Source organism: Sulfitobacter sp. DSM 110093 (assembly GCF_022788715.1).
Classification (GTDB): domain Bacteria; phylum Pseudomonadota; class Alphaproteobacteria; order Rhodobacterales; family Rhodobacteraceae; genus Sulfitobacter.
In genome coordinates, this window is the sequence record NZ_CP085167.1 from 3,299,147 (window position 1) to 3,318,074 (window position 18,928).

Sequence of the window (18,928 nt, forward strand, 5' to 3'; positions counted from 1 at the left end):
CTGCCGCCGGATCACCTTTCCGGCGTGCAGTCGGCCCCTTGAAAGCATCCTACGACTTTATCGATCATGGCGGGCTTGGGCGATCCGAACAGGTCGCCGCCGCAGGGGTTGCTCTCAAGCGTATAGGCGCCATCCGCCCCCCGTTCGAGAAAGGCCAACACCTCGCCCTCCTCGGCAGAGCCGCACCACGGGCCGTAGCACAGAACGTTCAGCGACAGTGGCTGCTCAAAAGGCACGTCAAAGCCCCCCTCCGAAAGCGCCTTGCCGCTAATCTCAGCCGAGATCGGCGTCTCTTTTGGTGGGTTGACCGTGCCGGTGCCGTTGTCCGGCAACGCGCTGGCGTCAAACGTCAGGCGGCCCTGCACCACGACATAGCTTTCCTCGGCCTTGGCCGCGCGCTGATATGTCGCCTCAACGGAATGCGGCAAACAACTGAGCGCAAGTGCGGGCAGTGGCGCCAACGTGGCCAGAGCGCAAGCGATGAAACGTTTCATAATTTCTCCTCAAACTCTTCAAGAACCGCCATATAGACCGCGCGTTTGAACGGCACGATATTGGCAACCAATTGGTTCGCCGGTAGCCAGCGCCATTCCGAAAATTCAGGCTCAGCCGTTTGGATGTTGACCTGATCATCTTGCCCAAGGAAACGCATCAGGAACCATTTCTGTTCCTGCCCCCGATACCGTCCCTTCCAGATGTTGGGCACCAGTTCATGCGGCAGATCGTAGGGCAGCCAGCTCGTCGTTTCGGCTTCGATCTCTACCAGATCACGGGGGATGCCGGTCTCTTCCTCCAACTCGCGCAGGGCCGCATCACGCGCGGCCTCGCCCTTGTCTACCCCGCCTTGCGGCATCTGCCACGCATCTTGATCCCGGTCGCGCCGCTGACCGACAAAGACCTCGCCCTCGGCGTTCACCAGCATCACACCGACGCAGGCACGGTAGGGCAGTTTGGCAATCTCTTCGGGGGTCATGGTGGCAAATCTCCTGAATGGCGTTCCCGCTGGAGTTAGCACGATCCCGGCGAGGCTCAAAGCGGTCACATCGCCGCTTTGACGCTTCGGCAGTGGCATCGTTGACGCGGCGTTTCACGTGACTTGCCCTGCCGTTTCCGATGGTGTCACAGTGACCCAGTCCACCCAGAAAGGTAAAGCCATGTCCGACTACCCCCACTTGCTTGCCCCGCTCGACCTTGGTTTTACCACGCTGAAGAACCGGCTGCTGATGGGGTCTATGCACACCGGGCTGGAGGAAACCGGCGACTGGAACCGCGTGGCCGAATTCTACGCCACCCGCGCGCGGGGCGACGTGGGGCTGATGGTCACCGGCGGCATCGGGCCGAACCGCGAGGGTGCCGTGGCCCATGGCGCGGCTATGATGACCAGTCAAAAGGACGTGGACAACCACAGCATCATAACACAGCGCGTGCATGAAGCGGGCGGCAAAATCGCCATGCAGATTCTCCACGCGGGCCGCTATGCCTTCACCCCCGAATGCGTGGCCCCAAGCGCGATCAAATCCCCGATCTCTATGTTCGCACCCAAAGAGTTGGACGAAGAAGGTATCGAAAAGCAAATCGCCGATATCGCCGCCTGCGCCCTGCGTGCACGTGAGGCGGGCTATGACGGGGTCGAGATCATGGGGTCGGAGGGGTATTTCCTGAACCAATTCCTTGTCACCCACACCAACAAGCGCGAAGACCGCTGGGGCGGGTCTTATGAAAACCGCATGCGCCTGCCGATCGAAGTGGTGCGCCGCGTGCGCGAAACGGTGGGCGATGATTTCATCCTGATCTATCGCCTGTCGATGATTGACCTGATCCCCAACGGCTCGACCTTCGACGAGGTCGTTCAACTGGCACAAGAAATCGAGAAAGCCGGGGCCACGATCATCAATACCGGCATCGGCTGGCACGAGGCGCGTATTCCGACGATTGCCACCTCTGTCCCGCGTGCGGCCTTCTCTTGGGTCACGAAAAAGCTGATGGGCAAGGTCGGCATCCCACTCATCACCTCCAACCGGATCAACACGCCCGAGGTCGCCGAAGAGGTGTTGGCCGACGGCTGCGCCGATATGGTGTCCCTTGCCCGTCCGATGCTGGCAGATGCCGATTTCCTCGCCAAAGCCAAGGCAGGTAAGGCCGACCAGATCGCCCCTTGCATCGCTTGCAACCAAGCCTGTCTCGATCACACCTTCGGCGGCAAGATCTCCACTTGTCTGGTGAACCCCCGCGCTTGCTATGAGACCGAGTTGCGGATCGAACCGGTGGCAGCGGTAAAATCCGTGGCCGTTGTGGGCGCTGGCCCTGCGGGGCTGTCCGCCGCGATCACTGCTGCCGAGCGCGGGCATAGGGTGACGCTGATTGACCGCGCCTCCGAAATAGGCGGGCAGCTCAACCTCGCCAAACAGGTCGCAGGGAAAGAGGAGTTCTGGGGGCTGGTTGATTGGTATCGCACCATGCTCAAGGTCCATGACGTGACCGTACAGCTAGAGACCGAAGCGACCGCCGATGCGCTCAGCGGCTTTGACGAGGTCGTCATCGCCACGGGCGTGGTGCCGCGTGACCCGCAAATCCCCGGCCAGAACGGCGACAACGTGGTCAACTACATCGACGTGCTGAACGGCACCGCAAAAGTCGGCCAGCGCGTCGCCGTGATTGGCGCGGGCGGCATCGGTTTTGACGTGTCCGAACACCTTGTCCATGATGGGGAAAGCAGCACGTTGAACCTGCCCGAATGGATGCACGAATGGGGCGTGACCGACCCCGGTGAACATCGCAGCGGGCTGGCCCCGGAAGGGCCACAACCGCCCGCCCCCGCGCGACAGATCACCATGCTGCAACGCAAGACCAGCAAACCCGGCAAAGGCTTGGGCAAGACGACAGGCTGGATTCACCGCGCCTCACTCACCATGCGGAATGTGCAGATGATTGCGGGGGTGAATTACGAAAAGATCGACGATCAAGGTCTGCACATCTCCTTTGGCGAGACGCGCGAGAAGCCGACGCTGATCGAGGCAGACACCATCGTGCTCTGCGCCGGGCAACTCTCTGACCGCAGTCTTGCCGACACGCTGGAGGCGCGCGGTGTCGCCTGTCATGTCATCGGCGGCGCGGATGTGGCCGCGGAGCTCGACGCCAAACGCGCGATCAATCAAGGCACACGTCTGGCCACCGCCCTTTAACACCCGCACTGCGCGCGCCCTTGCACCCGGCGCGCGCAACCCGCTAAATCACCTGACGCTTTTGCCAGCCAATAGGTGACCATGCCCCTCTGCGTCTTCGACATATATGATGACGGCACCACCACGGTGCCCGAAGATAGCCATCTGACCGGGCCTGCGCGCTACCGTTGGTGGCATTACGACATGGCCGATCCCGCGCTGGCACCCTGGCTGGCCGAACACCTGCCCGAGATCCCGGCGGGCGCATTGCTGCAACCCGAAACGCGCCCGCGCTGTGATGAATATGAAGACGGTCTCATCCTCAATCTGCGCGGCATCAACCTGAACGAAGGGCAGCAAGCCGACCAGATGGTCTCGGTCCGGATGTGGGTGACGGATGCGGTGGTGATCACCGTGCGGATGCGCCGGGTCTTTGCCATCGATGAATTGCGCGCGCTGGCCGCCCAGAACAACGCCCCGCCCCGGCCTTCGGCCTTCCTCGAAGCGCTGGTCTCAAGGTTGACCGCACGGGTGCAGATCGAAGTGGCGCGGCTGGCCGATCGCACGGCTTTCTACGAAACCGACCTCGAAGACCTTAGCACCCCGCCGCCGAAAGACCTGCCCGTCACCCGCCGGAGCACGATCAAATTGGAACGCTACCTCGCGCCGCAGCGCAGCGCCTTGGAGCGGCTGGCGAACCTAGACCTGCCGCTGTTACCAGATGTCGATTCGATGAAACTGCGCGAACTGGCCAACCGCACCGCCATTGTGGTGGAAGAGTTGGACGCCCTACAAGAACGTATCGTTACCGTCCAAGACGAACACGACAACCAAGTGGCCCAACGCCAAGCGCGCCATGGCTATGTGCTGTCGATTGCCGCTGCCGTTTTCTTGCCACTCGGTTTCCTGACCGGGCTGTTTGGTGTGAATGTCGGCGGGATGCCCGGCGTCGACGATCCGCGTGCTTTTGCCATCCTTTGCCTTGCCATGGTGGGCCTCGCCGCAATCATGCTGGCGGTTTTGAAATGGTTGCGCTGGCTTTAAGCGACTGGGAAACAGACTGTTCCGCCGTTTCCACGCCATGAACGATCCCCGCAAAGACCACGAGACTGTCTTGCCCCTGCCCCGATCCTGCCTGAATTGCCGCCCATATCTGGTTTCAACAAGATTAATGCGAAGGGACAGGCAATGGACCGCCTTACGGAAATGGAAGCGTTTGCCACAGTGGTGGATCAAGGCGGTTTTACCGATGCTGCCAAGAAGATGGGGATTTCAAAATCCGCCGTTTCGAAACATGTGTCATCACTTGAAGCCCGCCTTGGCGCGCGCCTGCTGAACCGTACCACGCGGCGTGTGTCGCCCACGGAAATCGGCCTTGCCTATTACGATCGCGCCCGTCGGGTGTTGAACGATGCAGGCGAAGCCGACGCGCTAGTGACCTCTATGCAATCCGCGCCTTCGGGCCTGTTGCGCATTTCTGTAGCGACGGACTTTGGCGTGAATCACCTGTCACCTGCGCTGTCGGAATTCTTGTCGGATTTCCCCGACATCACGGTGAACATGGTCCTCAACAACCGCTATGTCGAACTGATCTCAGAAGGGTTCGACATGGCCGTGCGCATCGGAGAGTTGGAAGACAGCACCCTGCGCGCCCGCAAATTGACCGAGACGACCAAGCGCATGATCGCCAGCCCCAAGTATTTCGAACAATACGGACGGCCGGAAAAGATCGACGATCTGAACAATCACAAGCTGCTGCATTACTCGAACCAATCGTCGGGCAATGTCTGGAAACTGACCGCACCCTCAGGTGAGAAACGTCAGGTGCGAACCGCTGGTTGGCTGTCGGTCAACGATGGGCAAAGCCTGCTCAACGCCGCGATCTCAGGGCTAGGTATCGCCTATTTACCGAGCTTTCTGTACTCTGAGGCGATGGAGAAAGGCTTGGTCGAAGACGCAATCCCCGAACTGCCGCTTGAGACCCAAGGCATCTATGCCGTCTACCCACCGGGCCGCTTCACCCAGCCCAAGGTCCGCGCCTTTATCGATTTTCTGGTGCATGAGTTCGCCGAGAAGGGTCCGACGGACTGGTAAGCGGCAAAACAAAACACACCGAACAAGCGGCCCCCACACGAGGGCCGCTTTCCTCTCCCCCACCAGCACGCTATCTGTCCCGCCATGAGCAACATGCGCGAGACCTACGCCCGGCTGGTCACCGAGGGCAAACTCAAGGCCGACCCGGCCCAAGAAACCGTGATGGCAGAGTTTGACCGAATCCGCGACGCGCTGGCGAACCCACCCAAAAAAAGCCTGTTCCGCAAAGCACCGCCCCCGCCGAAAGGGCTCTACCTCTGGGGCGGCGTCGGGCGCGGCAAATCGATGCTGATGGATATGTTCGTCGCGCATATGCCCGACGTGCCCGCGCGCCGGGTGCATTTCCACGCCTTCATGCAGGAAATTCACAACGCCATGCATGAGGTCCGCAAGACCGGCGTGGACGATGCCATTGCCCCCGTTGCCCGCGATGTGGCCGACAGCGTGCGCCTGCTCGCATTCGATGAGATGCAGATCACCGACATCACCGACGCGATGATCGTGGGCCGCCTGTTTGAGGCGCTCTTCGCCGCCGGGGTCGTGGTCGTGACTACCTCCAACCGCCTGCCCGACGATCTGTATAAAAACGGGATCAACCGCGAAGTCTTTGTGCCGTTCATCGAGTTGATCAAAGAGCGGATGGTGGTGCATGAATTGGTCAGCCCCACCGACTACCGCCAAGACCGGCTGGCGGGCTCGCAGGTCTATTTCACCCCCGTGAACGCGGAAAGCCGCGCCGCGATGGATGCGGTTTGGGACGATCTGGCAGGCACAAAGGGAGAGCCGCTGACATTGCATGTGAAAGGCCGCGAGGTGGTGATTCCCGCTTTTCACAACGGCATGGCCCGCGCCGGTTTTCACGCGCTTTGCGGACAACCGCTGGGGGCTGCGGATTACCTTGCACTGGCGCAGAATGTGCGTGTGCTGCTGCTGGACGATATCCCCAGCCTTGGCCGCTCAAACTTTAACGAAGCAAAGCGTTTCGTCACCCTGATTGATGCGCTCTACGAAGCAAAGGTCCGGCTGATCTGCTCTGCCGCAGCGGCCCCAGAAATGCTTTATACCGAAGGCGAAGGCACGTTCGAATTTGAACGCACCGCGTCACGTTTGCGCGAAATGCAAGGTGAGGATTGGGGACGTTAACCGCCCACCAATGTTAAATCAAGAATCGCCGACCGGCTGCATGTGCAGGTCGTTGCCCTGTAAGATGGGGTGATAAGGCCGTTCAACCTCATAAAGCCACCACAGCCCGCCCGCGATAATTGCGACACCTATGGCCATGAAGATAAATTGATATTTCCGTGCATCGTCCTGATCGTGACGCGCCGACTGAATAAAATTGCGCATGGGACACCTCGGTCAAATTCGAAAGGGGAGACTTCCTTTCACCAAGATACACCATATCTGCATCGCACAGCAGCCGGGCCACCAAATATGGTTAATTAGACGCTTTCCCGCAACACGCTACCGGCAAGGTAGAGTGAGCCACAGATCAACACACGTGCATGGGGTTCGCGGGCGATAATCGCCTCCAACGCAGCGGTGACGCTTTCGGCTTCGGCGGTCTCAATCCCTACCTCTCGGGCCGCGTCCGCCGTCGCTTTGGCGGGCAGAGTTGCCGCTTCTCCGGGGATGGAAACAGCGGTAAGGCTCACGGCCTCGGCAGCCAAGGGGCGCAGGTACCCGGCGATGTCTTTGGTGTTCAACATCCCACAGATCAGATGCATAGGGCGCTTGGGCATCTCTGCCAACGCAGCGGCCAAAGCCAACCCCGCCGCAGGGTTGTGTCCGCCATCCAGCCAAAGCTCGCCCTCGGGCGCTCTGCCCGCCAGCGGCCCGTCAGACAGACGCTGCATCCGCGCGGGCCATTGCGCCTGGGTTACCGCAGCCTCACAAGCCTCGGGCCCAATGCCCAAGTGCCGTAGGGCAGCCAACGCGGCACCGGCGTTCTGGATTTGATGTGCACCCAGCAAATTAGGGCGCGGCAGATCAAGTAACCCGGTCTCATCTTGATAGACCATGCGCCCGGCTTCTGGTCCGACATGCCACTGTTGCCCATAGGCCAAAAGCGGTGCGCCAAGTCTCGCGGCGCGGCCTTCGATGACCTCAAGCGCGATCTCTTCCTGCGGGCCAACCACGCAGGGCACCAGCCGCTTGATGATCCCGGCCTTCTCGCCTGCAATCTCGGCCAATGTGTCGCCTAGATACTGCTGATGATCGACCGAAACGGGTGTGATTACCGTCAACACCGGATCAATGACATTGGTTGCATCCAGCCGCCCGCCAAGCCCGACTTCCAACAGCGTGTAATCGGCAGGCACCCGCGAAAAGGCGAGGATCGCGGCACAGGTCGTGATCTCGAAATAGGTAATCTCTTCGCCGTTGTTCGCGGCGTGACATTCATCCAGCACGGCAGCCAGATCAGGCTCTGAGATCAACTGCCCCGCGACGCGGATACGCTCATGAAACCGCGCCAGATGGGGCGAGGTATAGGCATGAACTGTCTTGCCAGCTGCCTCTAACCCCGCGCGGATCATGGCTTGGGTCGACCCTTTGCCATTGGTTCCGGCAATATGGATAACCGGCGGCAGGTCGTTTTGGGGATTGCCCAACGCCTCAAGCAGCCGCCACATCCGGTCCAACGTCAGGTCGATGATTTTGGGGTGCAGCGCCATCATCCGTTCAAGGATGACGTCCGATGAAGGCGTGCTCATTTCTTTTTGGGCGTTTCGGCGGGCAGATCGGCACTGGCCTGAACGGCGGCAGCGGCCTCGGCCACTTCGACCTCTTCAGGGGCGGGCAGATCGCCCCGCACCGCAGGCGTCAGCCCCATCAACATCCGCGTGATGGTAATTAACTCATCGCGCATTTCCGTCCGCTTGGTCACCCGGTCAAGCATCCCGTGGTCAAGCAGGTATTCGGCCCGCTGGAAACCCTCGGGCAGCTTTTCGCGGATCGTTTGTTCGATGACGCGCGGGCCGGCGAAACAGATCAGCGCGTTCGGCTCCGCGATATGTACGTCGCCCAGCATCGCATAAGACGCGGTGACGCCGCCCGTGGTCGGATGGGTCAACACGACGATATAAGGCAGCCCGGCCTCTTTCAGCATCTGCACAGCAACCGTGGTGCGCGGCATCTGCATCAGGCTGAGGATACCTTCTTGCATCCGCGCGCCACCGGCGGCGGAGAACAGCACGAGCGGGCGTTTCAGCTTCACGGCCTCTTCGGCAGCGGCGATAATCGCATTGCCGACATACATGCCCATGGAACCGCCCATGAAGGAGAAATCCTGCGCACAGGCAACAATCGGCGTGCGGCCCATTTCGCCTGTGACGACCAGCATGGCTTCATGCTCACCCGTCTGCTTTTGCGCGGCTTTCATCCGGTCGGGATAGCGCTTCTGGTCTTTGAAATGCAGCGGATCAGGCGTCGGCGCAGGCACTTTCACTTCGGTAAAGATACCGCCGTCGAACAGCGCTTTGAACCGTTCGCGCGGGCTGATGTGCATGTGGTGGCCGCAGTTGGTGCAGACATTCAAATTGTCCGACAGCTCGCGGTGAAACAGCATGGTGCCGCATTCATTACACTTGGTCCACAGATTGTCCGGCGTCTCGCGGCGCGAGAAGATCGAGTTGATTCGCGGGCGGACGTAGTTTGTGATCCAGTTCATTGGCAGGCCTCTGCTGTGGTTCCGTCCCAGATAATCCCCGCACCGGGAAATTGCAATCAGCGGCGTATTGCCAGTCGCGCCGCCAGCCATGAGACCAGCATAAGCGCAAAATCAACCGGCAACCATGTGCGGATCGCCGCTGCATCATCCATCGAAAAGGGCGTCAGGTACAACGCCAGCCCGGAAAGATCATCCGGCAAAGACACAATCAAAATGGCTGAGACATTGTTCCAAAGATGCACGGCAATGGCAGGCCCAAGCGAGCCGGAACGCGCAGTGAGGTCTGCCATCAAGATGCCGAAGACCCCGGCCCAAAGCGCCACCATCAGCGCATTCTCCCCCGCCTCGGCAGGCAGGTAGTGACCAAGCGCGAAAAGCGCTGAGGGCAGCACCATCCAGATCAACGGAGAGTTGAACCGTGCCGCCAGTTGCTGCTGCACATAGCCGCGAAAGACGATCTCTTCGGCGCTGACCTGCACCAGCACGGCCAGCAGCGACAGCGGCATGAGCAGCAACCAACGGCTCAGGGGAAGGTTGGCTGTCAAATCGCCGCCCATGTCCCACGGCGGCAGGATCAGCAACACAGCCCCAAGGGTCAGCATCGCAACAGAGACCGCGCAAAAACTGGGCCAAAGCCGCCCCGGCACGCCCAAAAGGCTGCTCGCATTGCGCTGGTGCACGATCCGTACTGTCACACCACCGGCCATCGCCATTGTACCGAAGCTGAACAGCAACAAATACATCGCCTGCGGTGTGGCGCCTTTCAGCAGGTTGCCGTGCAGCGATGCCGCCGATGTTCCTGCGAAGGCATAGATCGTCTGGAAGTAAAACTCGTTCAGCGCGACATAGGCCACCACCGCCACGAACAGGCCCAAGAAAAACCGCCAAAGCGCCGATGACGGGCGCGCGGGCGCGACAAACTCCGCATGGGCGCTGTAATCGGGCCGCCAAGTCATGAGCGGCGCGGGGCAGATCGGGAGTGGTTCTTGCAGAGCATATACCGGGCTTTCACACTTGCGGGCGGCTCCAACCGACCGCGCCAGAAGGTCAGAACCTATGCCCTAACACGCTGCAATACAACAGTTCCCCCGCCTCATATGCGCCAAAGCCTTGCAGCACCGCCCCTGCCCGACTATTCCATTCAAGACGTTTCAAGGAGCCCACCGATGTCCACCACGCCCCGCTTCGACAAATCCCGGCTGCCCAGCCGCCACGTGACCGAAGGCCCCGCCCGCGCGCCGCACCGGTCCTACTATTATGCCATGGGCATGACCGAAGAAGAGATTCACCAGCCTCTGGTGGGCGTCGCCACCTGTTGGAACGAAGCTGCCCCCTGTAACATCGCGTTGAACCGTCAGGCGCAGGCCGTAAAAGTGGGTGTGCATTCCGAACAGGGCACGCCACGCGAATTTACCACGATCACCGTCACAGATGGCATTGCGATGGGCCATGAGGGCATGCGCTCCTCGTTGGCTTCGCGCGAAGCGATTGCCGACACGGTTGAGCTGACCATGCGCGGCCACTGCTATGACGCCATCGTGGGTCTCGCGGGCTGTGACAAATCCCTGCCGGGGATGATGATGGCGATGCTGCGGCTGAACGTGCCGTCGGTCTTCCTTTATGGCGGGTCGATCCTGCCGGGAAAAGCGCCTGCCGGGGCCGATGTGCCAGAAGATTTCGCCACCCGCGATCTGACCGTGCAGGACATGTTCGAAGCCGTGGGCCGCTTCCAGAACGGCACCATGTCGCAAGCTGCCCTCGACGTGCTTGAGCGCGTGGCTTGCCCATCGGCGGGCGCTTGTGGTGGTCAGTTCACCGCCAACACCATGGCCTGCGTCTCCGAGGCCATCGGCCTCGCGCTGCCAAACTCCTCCGGTATGCCCGCGCCCTACGAGAGCCGCGACGCCTATGCCGAGGCCTCAGGCGCCGCGGTGATGAACCTGATCGAAAAGAACATCCGTGCGCGGGACATCTGCACCCGCGAAGCCTTTGAGAATGCCGCGCGCATCGTGGCCTGCACCGGTGGCTCCACCAACGCTGGCCTGCACCTGCCCGCCATGGCCCATGAAGCCGGGATCGAATTCTACCTTGAAGACGTTTGCGAGATCTTCCGCGACACGCCTTACTTCGTCGATATGAAGCCGGGCGGCGCTTATGTGGCCAAAGATCTTTACGATGCGGGCGGCGTGCCGGTGGTCATGAAGGAACTCCGCAAAGCGGGCCTGCTGCATACCGACTGCCTGACCGCCACAGGCCGCTCCATCGGTGAGGAACTGGACCGCATCGACCGCGAAGCCGACGGCAAGGTGATCCACTCGGTCGCCAATCCGATCAGCAAGACCGGCGGTGTCGTGGGCCTGAAAGGCAACCTCGCCCCCGAAGGCGCCATCGTGAAAATCGCGGGCATGTCCGAAGAAGACATCGTTTTCACCGGCCCGGCGCTGGTGTTTGAATGCGAGCAAGACGCCTTTGAAGCGGTGCAAAACCGCGCCTATTCCGAAGGCGACGTCTTCGTCATCCGCAACGAAGGCCCCGCAGGCGGCCCCGGTATGCGTGAAATGCTGGCGACCACGGCAGCACTTTCGGGTCAGGGCATGGGCAAGAAGGTGGCTCTGATCACCGACGGGCGTTTCTCGGGTGCCACCCGAGGTTTCTGTGTAGGCCACGTTGGCCCCGAAGCCGCGCACGGCGGGCCGATTGCCCTGCTGAAAAACGGCGACATGATCACCCTTGACGCTATCACCGGCAGCATCAGCGTTGATCTCAGCGATGATGAACTGGCCGAGCGTCGCAAAGATTGGGCTGGCCCCCGTGAGACGAACTACCAAAGCGGCGCGCTGTGGAAATACGCCAAGCTTGTTGGCCCCACCTACCTTGGTGCCGTGACACATCCGGGCGCTCAGGCCGAGACCCATGATTACATGGACCTCTAAAAGCCCCTTCGCGGCGCTTGCGTTGCTTACCCTGTCCGCCTGCGAAGGCGGTCAGGGTTTTTCCCTTGGCGGCAGTACCGGGGCGGCAGAGGAACCTCTGCGCCAAACCATCCTTGCCGATGGGGCGGTGCAAGTCGTCCCGCCGCAGGGGTATTGCATCGACCGCAAAAGCCTTAAAAGCCGCTTTGCCCTGATGGCCCGCTGCGATGCGCTTGGCCTGCCTGATGTCGTCACCGCCGCACCTTTGGGCATCCTGACCCTTGCGTTGATCAAAACCGAGCCCGACGCGCCGCTGCCAACACCGCAACAGGTGGCCAAAGCCGCCGGTTTGACACAAGTCCAAGAGACCGGGAGCCCGGATGGGGCCACAATTTTCGTCGCCCAAGGGCCGGTGCCCGCCGAAGGCATGTCAGGCCGCCACTGGCGCGGCACGGCGCGGATCGGCGGCCATATCGCCAGCGTCACCCTTTATGGTGCACCACAAAGTCGCGCAGTTTCGGAAGAAGGGCGCGAATTAGTGGCTGATCTGATCCAGCAAAGCCGAACCAAAAGCGAAGGTCTTGGAGCCGGGTTCTGACCGGCCGTTTGTTTCCAAATCAGCAACACTGCCCACCACTGGAAACAATCGGCAGGCTATTTATTTGAACGAAACCTTCGCCTTGCATAGAGTGCTGGGAAACAAGGGGCGCAAGTCATGGTCAACTTCCGCAGCGGTTATCTAGAGGGCAGGTTTTACGCCCGCGCGCTGCAACGCTGGGCGCGCGCCGCACGCAAAGCTGCCACCGTTGACCTTGCCACTCTACGCCGCCAGCGCAGCCGTGCCCGGTTGCTGCGCGCCCAACTCGATCAGTTGATCCACCGCGCCGATGCACGGCTGGCCCTGCCCGCCATTGGTGCCACCGGATTCCCCAAACCGCATAACGCCGATTGGGCGTGGCGGCCTGAGCTTTGGCGCGGGCCGTCGCCGACGCCCGGCATCTCTGCGGTTGAAACCAAATCGATGCTGGGCGCGGAAGTGACCCTTTTCCACGATTGTGCGCAATCGGAACTTACCCTGCGCCAATTGCGCAATCTGCGCGAAGCCGACCTCGCCCCCTATGGCCTGCAACTCGACGTGTTCAAATTCGACGGTTCGTTCCTATCGCTGGTGGTTGACCTGCCCGATGATGCCGTCTCCGGATTAAAGCGCCGCCATCTGATCCGCATGGATGCGATCGTGCAATTGGAGCATCCGCTTGAGATCTTTGCTCGGCTCAACATCCGCCACGGTCCGAATACCGAACAGATTGTCCGCGAACTGCCTGCTGACATGGAAAGCATCAGCATCGAGTTTGATCTCGCCTATACCAACCTCAACGAAAAACGGATCGAGGCGGCATGGATCGACCTGATTTTTGAGGGGCCGGACATGAACCAAGTCGTGCTGCGCGACCTCACCTTCTCCCGCCGCCCCCGCGCCCAAATCTAGGAACCCCGTGATGAGCCGATTTGACCTGACCAAAACCGTGCTGCGCCAAGGCGTCTGGCAGGGCGTGTTGACCGCCAAGGGCGGGGCGGAGGCACCGCAGGTTAACGTGACACACCAAGGCTCTGAACTTGCTGGGGTCACGTTGACCGCTGCTGAGACGGCTGGTGAATGGCACCTCTCAATCCCCATCCCGGCTGAGGTGATCGCCGATGGGGTGCAAACGCTGCTCATCACCGAACAGACCAGCGGCGTGCCGTTAGGGCATGTGACCCTGATCGCCGATGAAGCGCTTGGTGATGACATCCGCGCCGAGATGGACCTGCTGCGCGCCGAACTCGACATGCTGAAGCGCGCATTTCGTCGCCATTGCCGCGAGACGGATTAACCCCCTATCAAACCCGGCGAAAGGCTGCCCCATGCGCGTATTCCGCTCTTTGCTTTTGTCCTTCGCCATGGCCTTGCCCGCCTCAGCCGAGACACTATGTACGCTGTTGATCGACGCCCCCACCGGCGCGACCCTGTTGGAAGAGGGCGACTGTGACCGACCCGTCACTCCGGCATCGACTTTCAAACTGCCACTGGCGGTGATCGGCTATGACACGGGGCTTCTGACCGACGCCGAAACCCCGGTTTTCAGCTACCGAACAGGCGATCCCGATTGGGGCGGTGCGCCGTGGCGGCAGGACACGTCTCCCACCGACTGGTTGCGCTATTCAGTGCTGTGGTACTCGCGCCGGCTGACGCATGAGTTAGGCGCTGACAGACTCGCGCACTATGCGCGGCGCTTTGGCTATGGCAATGCAGATTTCAGTGGCGACGCGGGCCAAGACAACGGATTAGACCGCGCTTGGATCGCCTCTTCGCTACAGGTTTCCCCACGCCAGCAAGCGGCCTTTCTACGCACATTGCTGCGCGACGCCCTGCCCGTATCTCCTGCGGCCATGCAAAAGGCCCGCGCGATTGTCGAACGGCGAGACGTGGCCGGATGGCAGATCAAGGGCAAAACCGGCGCAGCCTTCCCCCGACGTGCGGACCGCAGCTTTGACTATGCCCGTGGTTGGGGGTGGTATCTGGGCTGGGCCGAAAAGGCGGATCGGCAGGTGGTCTTTGTCACCCTTACCCAAGCCACGCATCGCACAGACGGCTCTCCGGGCAATCTGACCCGCGATGCGTTTCTCAACGAATGGCCACGCCAGCTTGACTAACAAAAAGCCCCGCTGCTGCCAGCGGGGCTTTTCGCGTTTCGGGTAAGGCCCCGTTACTCGTTCGGACCCAAAGCCGACAGACCCTTGAGGATGTCGATGGCATAGGCCAACTGGTAATCCTCTTCGCGCAGTTCGGCCGCGATGCGGGCCTTTTCGCGGTCATCTTCGATCTGTTTGATCTGATCGTCGGTCAGGCTGTCATTGTTCAACCGCCCGCGAAGATCAGCTTCCGAGCGGAGGGGACGTGCGGACAATGCCTCGTCTTCCTCAGTCTCCGGTGCCGCTGGGGGCTGGGCCACAACGATGTCAGGTGACACGCCAAGCGCTTGGATCGATCGACCCGACGGCGTGTAATACCGCGCCGTGGTCAGGCGCATTGCCCCGTCACCACGTAGCGGCATGACCGTTTGGACCGACCCTTTGCCAAAGCTCTTAGTGCCGATCACGATGGCGCGGCGGTGGTCTTGCAACGCACCGGCGACAATCTCAGACGCCGAGGCAGAGCCGCCGTTGATCAGCACAACAATCGGTTTGCCCATCGCCAGATCGCCCGGTGTGGCGTTCACACGATCACCATCTTCGATATCGCGGCCTCGGGTGCTGACGATTTCGCCTTCCTCAAGGAAGGCATCCGAGACGGCAATCGCCTGATTAAGCAAACCGCCGGGGTTGTTGCGCATGTCGATTACGATGCCGTTGATCCCCTCGATACCACCGGCCTCTTCGATCTGCTCTTCCAGCCCCTCTTTCATCTTGGGATAGGTCTGCTCGTTAAATGTGGTCAGACGCAGCACGGCAGTTTGGCCCACGGTGCGGGCGCGCACGGCGGTCAGTTGGATCGTGTCGCGCACGATGGACACGTCAAAGGGCTCCGGCTCGCCTTCGCGCACCACGGTGATGATGATCTCAGACCCGACCGGCCCGCGCATCATCTCGACCGCATCATCAAGGCCAAGGCCCAGCAGGCTTTCGCCATCGACATGGGTAATGAAATCACCGGCCTCAATCCCTGCTTCGGCGGCAGGTGTTTCGTCGATGGGTGAGACGACTTTGACGAAACCCTCTTCTTGGGTGACCTCAATGCCCAGACCGCCAAATTCGCCGCGCGTCTGCTCGCGCATCTTCTCGGCGTCCTTGGGCGACAAATATGACGAATGCGGATCAAGCGAGGTCAACATGCCGTTGATCGCGGCTTCGATCAGGTCACCGGGTTCGACATCTTCGACATATTGCGCACGGATGCGTTCGAAAATATCGCCAAAGAGGTCGAGCTGTTCATAGACGTTTGTCGTCTTCTCAGCTTCTTGCGCCAACAGCGGTCCGGCGATCTGAGTGGTTGCCACCACCCCCGCGACCGTGCCTGCAACGGCTGCCATCACGAATTTCTTCATCTGCTATCCATCCTTGTCGGTGCGGAACCAGTCTGCCGGATCCTGAGGTGTGTTGTCTTGCCTGACTTCTATATAGAGCGTTTCTGTCCGGTCAGTGCCAGTGCCTTCACCAATTGGTGACATCTGGGAAGTTGTGCCGCTTTCCGGCCCGCCCATCAACCCAATGGGCGTGCCACCGGCAATCACCTGCCCGGCTTGGCCGTAAACGATATCCAGCCCCGCCAGCACAAAAAGCGTATCGACTTGCGGTTCAAGGATCACGACATTGCCCAGATCAAGCAGCGGACCCACGTAACGGATCGTCGCCGCCGAGGGGCTGGTGACGATGGCGCGGGGGCGGGTGGCAAGGATCATGCCGGGCCGCGTGACACCGGCGGAATCGGTTTCGCCAGCCGCGCGCAGCATCAGCCCTTGGGCAGGCAGCGGCAGATCACCCACCTGCCCGTCAAGATTCGCCGGGGCAGGCTCTACCGCGCCAGTGGTGATTTCCGCGAGGCCGCTGGCGAACCCATCCAGCGTTTCGGTCGACGCAATAAGGATCGCAGTGCGCACCGGGTCTTCGGTAAAGCGTGTGGGCAGATCGGTGCGGTTGGCCATGGCTTGGTTAAGCGCGGTTCTCGCGCCCTGCACCTCGGTCAGACCCTGTTGCAAACGCTGCGCCGCATCGTTTTGCAACGCGCGGAGGGTTTTGATGTCATCGTAATCTTGGCGCAGCGCGTCTGCGCGGGCGTTAAGCGCGGGCGTCAATTCGGCCAGCAACATCCCGGCGCGGGCGGTGCCCATCGGGCCATCTGGATGCAACAGCACTACGGGCGAAGGATCGCCGCCGATGCTTTGCAGGACGCCCAGAAACTGCGCCACCTCACCCTCACGGGCCTGTAGTTTGCGGCTCAGCTGCGCTTCGTTGATTGCCGCCTGCCGCAGACCCGCGCGCATTGCCGCGAGCCCCGCCTCAAACGCCTGAATCGTCTCGGTCAGCGCTTTCACCCGGTCACGCGCTCCATCGGCTTGATCGAGCTTGGTCGATGCTGCCTCAAGAGCCGACGCTGCCGCGCGCGCCTCTGCTGCGGCCCCCTTGGCCTGCGCTTGTGCCATGAGAGGAAGACAGGCAAAAAGGACAGCCGCAGCGAAATGCTTCATTTTAGCAAACTTTTCCCGGTCATTTCATCGGGCTGCGGCAGGCCCATCAACTCCAACACCGACGGGGCCAGATCGGCCAGTCGCCCGTCACGCAATGCGGTCCCTTCGGGGGCGCCCACCAGCACCACCGGCACCGGGTTAAGCGTATGCGCCGTATGCGCACCGCCGGTCTCGGGGTCGATCATCATCTCACAATTGCCGTGATCCGCCGTGACGATCATCGCGCCGCCTGCGGCCTCTAGCGCCGTCAGCACCCGGCCCAGCCCCGCGTCAACGGCTTCGCAGGCCGTAACCGCCGCTGCCACATCACCGGTATGGCCCACCATATCGGGGTTGGCATAGTTCACCACGATCAGGTCATAGCCCGCCTCGATCGCCTGCACGAACTGATCCGTCACCTCAGCGCAAGACATCTCGGGCTGCATGTCATAGGTCGCCACATTGGGCGACTTGGGCATGTTGCGGTCCTCACCCTCGGCTGGGGTTTCAACGCCGCCGTTAAGGAAAAAGGTCACATGCGGATATTTCTCGGTCTCGGCCAGACGGAACTGCCGCAGTCCCTGCTGCGCCACCCAATCCCCCAGCGTGTTCACGATATCGGGCTTGGGGTACATCGTCGTCATATAGGCGGCGTGGTCTTTGGAGTATTCCGCCATCCCCATCAGCGCTGCCCATTCGGGGCGCGGGCCAGTTTCGAATGCGTCAAACGCCGGATCGCCCAGGGCCGCCATGATCTCCCGCGCGCGGTCGGCGCGGAAGTTAAGACAGAAAAGGCCATCACCCAAGGCCGCGCCTGCGTAACCATTGATAACCGTGGCGGCGATAAACTCATCAGTTTCGCCGCGTTCATAGGCCGCCTGCACTGCGGTGCGCGCATCGGGGGCCGTGCCACCCTCTCCTTGAAGGATCGCAGAAGAAGCTTTGGCCACGCGGTCCCAACGGTTATCACGGTCCAGTGCGAAATAGCGGCCCGTAACGGTAACGATGCGCACGCCTTCGGGCAGCGCCTCTTCCAGCGTTTCAAAATATCCAAGCGCCGAAGAAGGCGCAACATCACGCCCATCTGTTACCGCATGGATCACCACCGGCAGTCCTGCCGCATCCAGCGCACGGGCGGTTGCAATCATGTGATTGAGGTGCCCATGCACCCCACCGTCCGAGACGACGCCCATCAAATGTGCCGTGCCGCCGGCCGCTTGCAGCTTGGCGATGAAATCCCGCAAACGCGCGTTTTCGGCAAAATTTCCGTCTTCTATCGCCAGATCAATCTGCCCCAAATCCATCGCCACCACACGGCCCGCGCCGATATTGGTGTGGCCGACCTCAGAGTTACCCATCTGCCCGCGCGGCAGGCCCACGTCGGGGCCGTGGGTAATCAACTGTGCGCTTGGGCCTGCCTGCATGATGCGATCAAAATTTGGCGTGTCCGCTAGTAGAGGCGCGTTGCCTTCTCGGGTCTCGCTCAGCCCCCAGCCGTCAAGAATGCACAATACCACAGGTTTTGGGACGCTCATCAGACTGTCTGCTCCGGCTAGGTCACTGGTTAGCGCCTTTTACCCCTTGTAGGCTGGCACTTGAACCACTTTGTGCACCAACCTCCCATTCCCGCTCAGAGCCCTTGCCCCGCGCGCCTGCTTTGGTCATAACGAGTGGCAACTTTCGCCTGAGCCGAGGACCAACTCCATGACCCTGCAAGCGCCCGAAACCCGCATCGTGAACACTTGGCGCGTGGCCTGCGACGGCAGCGAAGGCGCGCTTGGCCATCCGCGCGTCTGGCTGCAAATCCCCCAAGATCGCGGCTGGGTCGAATGCGGTTATTGTGACTGTAAATTCGTCCATACGGATTTCGAAGGCAAAGTCTGAGCC

Annotated in this window: 19 protein-coding genes; 10 read left to right on the plus strand and 9 right to left on the minus strand. The window is 61.2% G+C overall.

Going from position 1 to position 18,928, the window contains the following annotated elements:
* Positions 1–11: 11 nt before the first annotated feature.
* Together DSM110093_RS16125 and DSM110093_RS16130 are read right to left on the minus strand one after the other, a co-directional pair.
* A complete protein-coding gene (locus DSM110093_RS16125) occupies positions 12–494 on the minus strand; it encodes a hypothetical protein (protein WP_243266016.1) in 483 nt (160 codons plus the stop codon).
* Positions 491–973, minus strand: coding sequence for an RNA pyrophosphohydrolase (locus tag DSM110093_RS16130; protein ID WP_243266017.1), 483 nt, complete (start codon positions 971–973; stop codon positions 491–493). Before DSM110093_RS16130 ends, DSM110093_RS16125 begins: the two co-directional genes overlap by 4 nt.
* 181 nt (positions 974–1,154) lie before the next feature.
* On the opposite strand from DSM110093_RS16130, the gene DSM110093_RS16135 reads away from it, so the two are divergent.
* The 4 genes from DSM110093_RS16135 to zapE all read left to right on the plus strand — a co-directional run bounded on the left by DSM110093_RS16135 (position 1,155) and on the right by zapE (position 6,398).
* Positions 1,155–3,182, plus strand: coding sequence for an NADPH-dependent 2,4-dienoyl-CoA reductase (locus DSM110093_RS16135; protein WP_243266018.1), 2,028 nt, complete (start codon positions 1,155–1,157; stop codon positions 3,180–3,182).
* Between the two features lie 81 nt (positions 3,183–3,263).
* Positions 3,264–4,205 carry a zinc transporter ZntB gene (locus tag DSM110093_RS16140; RefSeq protein WP_243266019.1) on the plus strand — a complete coding sequence of 314 codons (942 nt, stop codon included), beginning with the start codon at positions 3,264–3,266 and terminating at the stop codon, positions 4,203–4,205.
* A 144-nt stretch (positions 4,206–4,349) separates the two neighbouring features.
* Positions 4,350–5,255 carry a LysR family transcriptional regulator gene (locus DSM110093_RS16145; RefSeq protein WP_243266020.1) on the plus strand — a complete coding sequence of 302 codons (906 nt, stop codon included), beginning with the start codon at positions 4,350–4,352 and terminating at the stop codon, positions 5,253–5,255.
* A gap of 84 nt (positions 5,256–5,339) precedes the next feature.
* Entirely contained in the window at positions 5,340–6,398 is a 1,059-nt protein-coding gene (zapE, locus tag DSM110093_RS16150) for a cell division protein ZapE (protein WP_243266021.1), read from the plus strand.
* Positions 6,399–6,416: 18 nt separating this feature from the next.
* Here the strand turns inward: zapE and DSM110093_RS16155 are convergent, their stop codons facing one another.
* From DSM110093_RS16155 to DSM110093_RS16170, 4 genes are all read right to left on the minus strand, one after another.
* Positions 6,417–6,602: a hypothetical protein gene (locus DSM110093_RS16155; protein WP_243266022.1), complete on the minus strand. Its 186-nt coding sequence runs from the start codon at positions 6,600–6,602 to the stop codon at positions 6,417–6,419.
* A 95-nt stretch (positions 6,603–6,697) separates the two neighbouring features.
* Positions 6,698–7,969, minus strand: coding sequence for a folylpolyglutamate synthase/dihydrofolate synthase family protein (locus DSM110093_RS16160; protein ID WP_243266023.1), 1,272 nt, complete (start codon positions 7,967–7,969; stop codon positions 6,698–6,700).
* Positions 7,966–8,925: an acetyl-CoA carboxylase, carboxyltransferase subunit beta gene (gene accD / locus DSM110093_RS16165; RefSeq protein WP_243266024.1), complete on the minus strand. Its 960-nt coding sequence runs from the start codon at positions 8,923–8,925 to the stop codon at positions 7,966–7,968. The genes DSM110093_RS16160 and accD overlap by 4 nt, the downstream gene beginning before the upstream one ends.
* A 56-nt stretch (positions 8,926–8,981) precedes the next feature.
* Entirely contained in the window at positions 8,982–9,881 is a 900-nt protein-coding gene (locus DSM110093_RS16170; protein WP_243266025.1) for a CPBP family intramembrane glutamic endopeptidase, read from the minus strand.
* Positions 9,882–10,091: 210 nt separating this feature from the next.
* On the opposite strand from DSM110093_RS16170, the gene ilvD reads away from it, so the two are divergent.
* The 5 genes from ilvD to blaOXA all read left to right on the plus strand — a co-directional run bounded on the left by ilvD (position 10,092) and on the right by blaOXA (position 14,531).
* Complete coding sequence (gene ilvD / locus DSM110093_RS16175) at positions 10,092–11,858, plus strand: dihydroxy-acid dehydratase (protein ID WP_243266026.1); 1,767 nt, start codon at positions 10,092–10,094, stop codon at positions 11,856–11,858.
* Entirely contained in the window at positions 11,839–12,435 is a 597-nt protein-coding gene (locus tag DSM110093_RS16180; protein ID WP_243266027.1) for a hypothetical protein, read from the plus strand. The genes ilvD and DSM110093_RS16180 overlap by 20 nt, the downstream gene beginning before the upstream one ends.
* A gap of 117 nt (positions 12,436–12,552) precedes the next feature.
* Entirely contained in the window at positions 12,553–13,326 is a 774-nt protein-coding gene (locus DSM110093_RS16185; protein ID WP_243266028.1) for a DUF6478 family protein, read from the plus strand.
* Between the two features lie 10 nt (positions 13,327–13,336).
* The gene (locus DSM110093_RS16190) at positions 13,337–13,711 is read left to right on the plus strand and encodes a hypothetical protein (RefSeq protein WP_243266029.1); all 375 of its coding nucleotides are present in this window, start codon (positions 13,337–13,339) and stop codon (positions 13,709–13,711) included.
* A gap of 31 nt (positions 13,712–13,742) precedes the next feature.
* Positions 13,743–14,531: a class D beta-lactamase gene (blaOXA, locus tag DSM110093_RS16195; RefSeq protein WP_243266030.1), complete on the plus strand. Its 789-nt coding sequence runs from the start codon at positions 13,743–13,745 to the stop codon at positions 14,529–14,531.
* A 53-nt stretch (positions 14,532–14,584) separates the two neighbouring features.
* Here the strand turns inward: blaOXA and DSM110093_RS16200 are convergent, their stop codons facing one another.
* The 3 genes from DSM110093_RS16200 to gpmI are packed head-to-tail and all read right to left on the minus strand — an operon-like array spanning position 14,585 to position 18,576.
* On the minus strand, positions 14,585–15,922 hold the full coding sequence (locus tag DSM110093_RS16200; protein WP_243266031.1) for a S41 family peptidase: 1,338 nt from the start codon (positions 15,920–15,922) through the stop codon (positions 14,585–14,587).
* A gap of 3 nt (positions 15,923–15,925) precedes the next feature.
* A complete protein-coding gene (locus DSM110093_RS16205; RefSeq protein ID WP_243266032.1) occupies positions 15,926–17,062 on the minus strand; it encodes a peptidoglycan DD-metalloendopeptidase family protein in 1,137 nt (378 codons plus the stop codon).
* Positions 17,059–18,576 (minus strand): 2,3-bisphosphoglycerate-independent phosphoglycerate mutase, encoded by a 1,518-nt coding sequence (gpmI, locus tag DSM110093_RS16210; RefSeq protein ID WP_243266033.1) that lies wholly within the window; start codon positions 18,574–18,576, stop codon positions 17,059–17,061. Before gpmI ends, DSM110093_RS16205 begins: the two co-directional genes overlap by 4 nt.
* Before the next feature lie 169 nt (positions 18,577–18,745).
* Here gpmI and DSM110093_RS16215 point away from each other — a divergent pair, with 169 nt between their 5' ends.
* The gene (locus DSM110093_RS16215; protein ID WP_067622513.1) at positions 18,746–18,925 is read left to right on the plus strand and encodes a zinc-finger domain-containing protein; all 180 of its coding nucleotides are present in this window, start codon (positions 18,746–18,748) and stop codon (positions 18,923–18,925) included.
* Positions 18,926–18,928 lie beyond the last annotated feature (3 nt).

Excerpts from the sequence above, each read along its gene's own strand:
- DSM110093_RS16155 (WP_243266022.1), bottom strand. The coding sequence starts at position 6,602 with ATGCGCAATTTTATTCAGTCGGCGCGTCACGATCAGGACGATGCACGG.
- DSM110093_RS16160 (WP_243266023.1), bottom strand. The coding sequence starts at position 7,969 with ATGAGCACGCCTTCATCGGACGTCATCCTTGAACGGATGATGGCGCTG.
- DSM110093_RS16215 (WP_067622513.1), top strand. The coding sequence starts at position 18,746 with ATGACCCTGCAAGCGCCCGAAACCCGCATCGTGAACACTTGGCGCGTG.
- DSM110093_RS16130 (WP_243266017.1), bottom strand. The coding sequence starts at position 973 with ATGACCCCCGAAGAGATTGCCAAACTGCCCTACCGTGCCTGCGTCGGT.
- DSM110093_RS16170 (WP_243266025.1), bottom strand. The coding sequence starts at position 9,881 with ATGACTTGGCGGCCCGATTACAGCGCCCATGCGGAGTTTGTCGCGCCC.
- DSM110093_RS16140 (WP_243266019.1), top strand. The coding sequence starts at position 3,264 with ATGCCCCTCTGCGTCTTCGACATATATGATGACGGCACCACCACGGTG.
- DSM110093_RS16205 (WP_243266032.1), bottom strand. The coding sequence starts at position 17,062 with ATGAAGCATTTCGCTGCGGCTGTCCTTTTTGCCTGTCTTCCTCTCATG.
- DSM110093_RS16185 (WP_243266028.1), top strand. The coding sequence starts at position 12,553 with ATGGTCAACTTCCGCAGCGGTTATCTAGAGGGCAGGTTTTACGCCCGC.
- DSM110093_RS16145 (WP_243266020.1), top strand. The coding sequence starts at position 4,350 with ATGGACCGCCTTACGGAAATGGAAGCGTTTGCCACAGTGGTGGATCAA.
- DSM110093_RS16135 (WP_243266018.1), top strand. The coding sequence starts at position 1,155 with ATGTCCGACTACCCCCACTTGCTTGCCCCGCTCGACCTTGGTTTTACC.
- ilvD (WP_243266026.1), top strand. The coding sequence starts at position 10,092 with ATGTCCACCACGCCCCGCTTCGACAAATCCCGGCTGCCCAGCCGCCAC.
- DSM110093_RS16190 (WP_243266029.1), top strand. The coding sequence starts at position 13,337 with ATGAGCCGATTTGACCTGACCAAAACCGTGCTGCGCCAAGGCGTCTGG.
- DSM110093_RS16200 (WP_243266031.1), bottom strand. The coding sequence starts at position 15,922 with ATGAAGAAATTCGTGATGGCAGCCGTTGCAGGCACGGTCGCGGGGGTG.
- zapE (WP_243266021.1), top strand. The coding sequence starts at position 5,340 with ATGAGCAACATGCGCGAGACCTACGCCCGGCTGGTCACCGAGGGCAAA.
- gpmI (WP_243266033.1), bottom strand. The coding sequence starts at position 18,576 with ATGAGCGTCCCAAAACCTGTGGTATTGTGCATTCTTGACGGCTGGGGG.
- accD (WP_243266024.1), bottom strand. The coding sequence starts at position 8,925 with ATGAACTGGATCACAAACTACGTCCGCCCGCGAATCAACTCGATCTTC.
- blaOXA (WP_243266030.1), top strand. The coding sequence starts at position 13,743 with ATGCGCGTATTCCGCTCTTTGCTTTTGTCCTTCGCCATGGCCTTGCCC.
- DSM110093_RS16125 (WP_243266016.1), bottom strand. The coding sequence starts at position 494 with ATGAAACGTTTCATCGCTTGCGCTCTGGCCACGTTGGCGCCACTGCCC.
- DSM110093_RS16180 (WP_243266027.1), top strand. The coding sequence starts at position 11,839 with ATGATTACATGGACCTCTAAAAGCCCCTTCGCGGCGCTTGCGTTGCTT.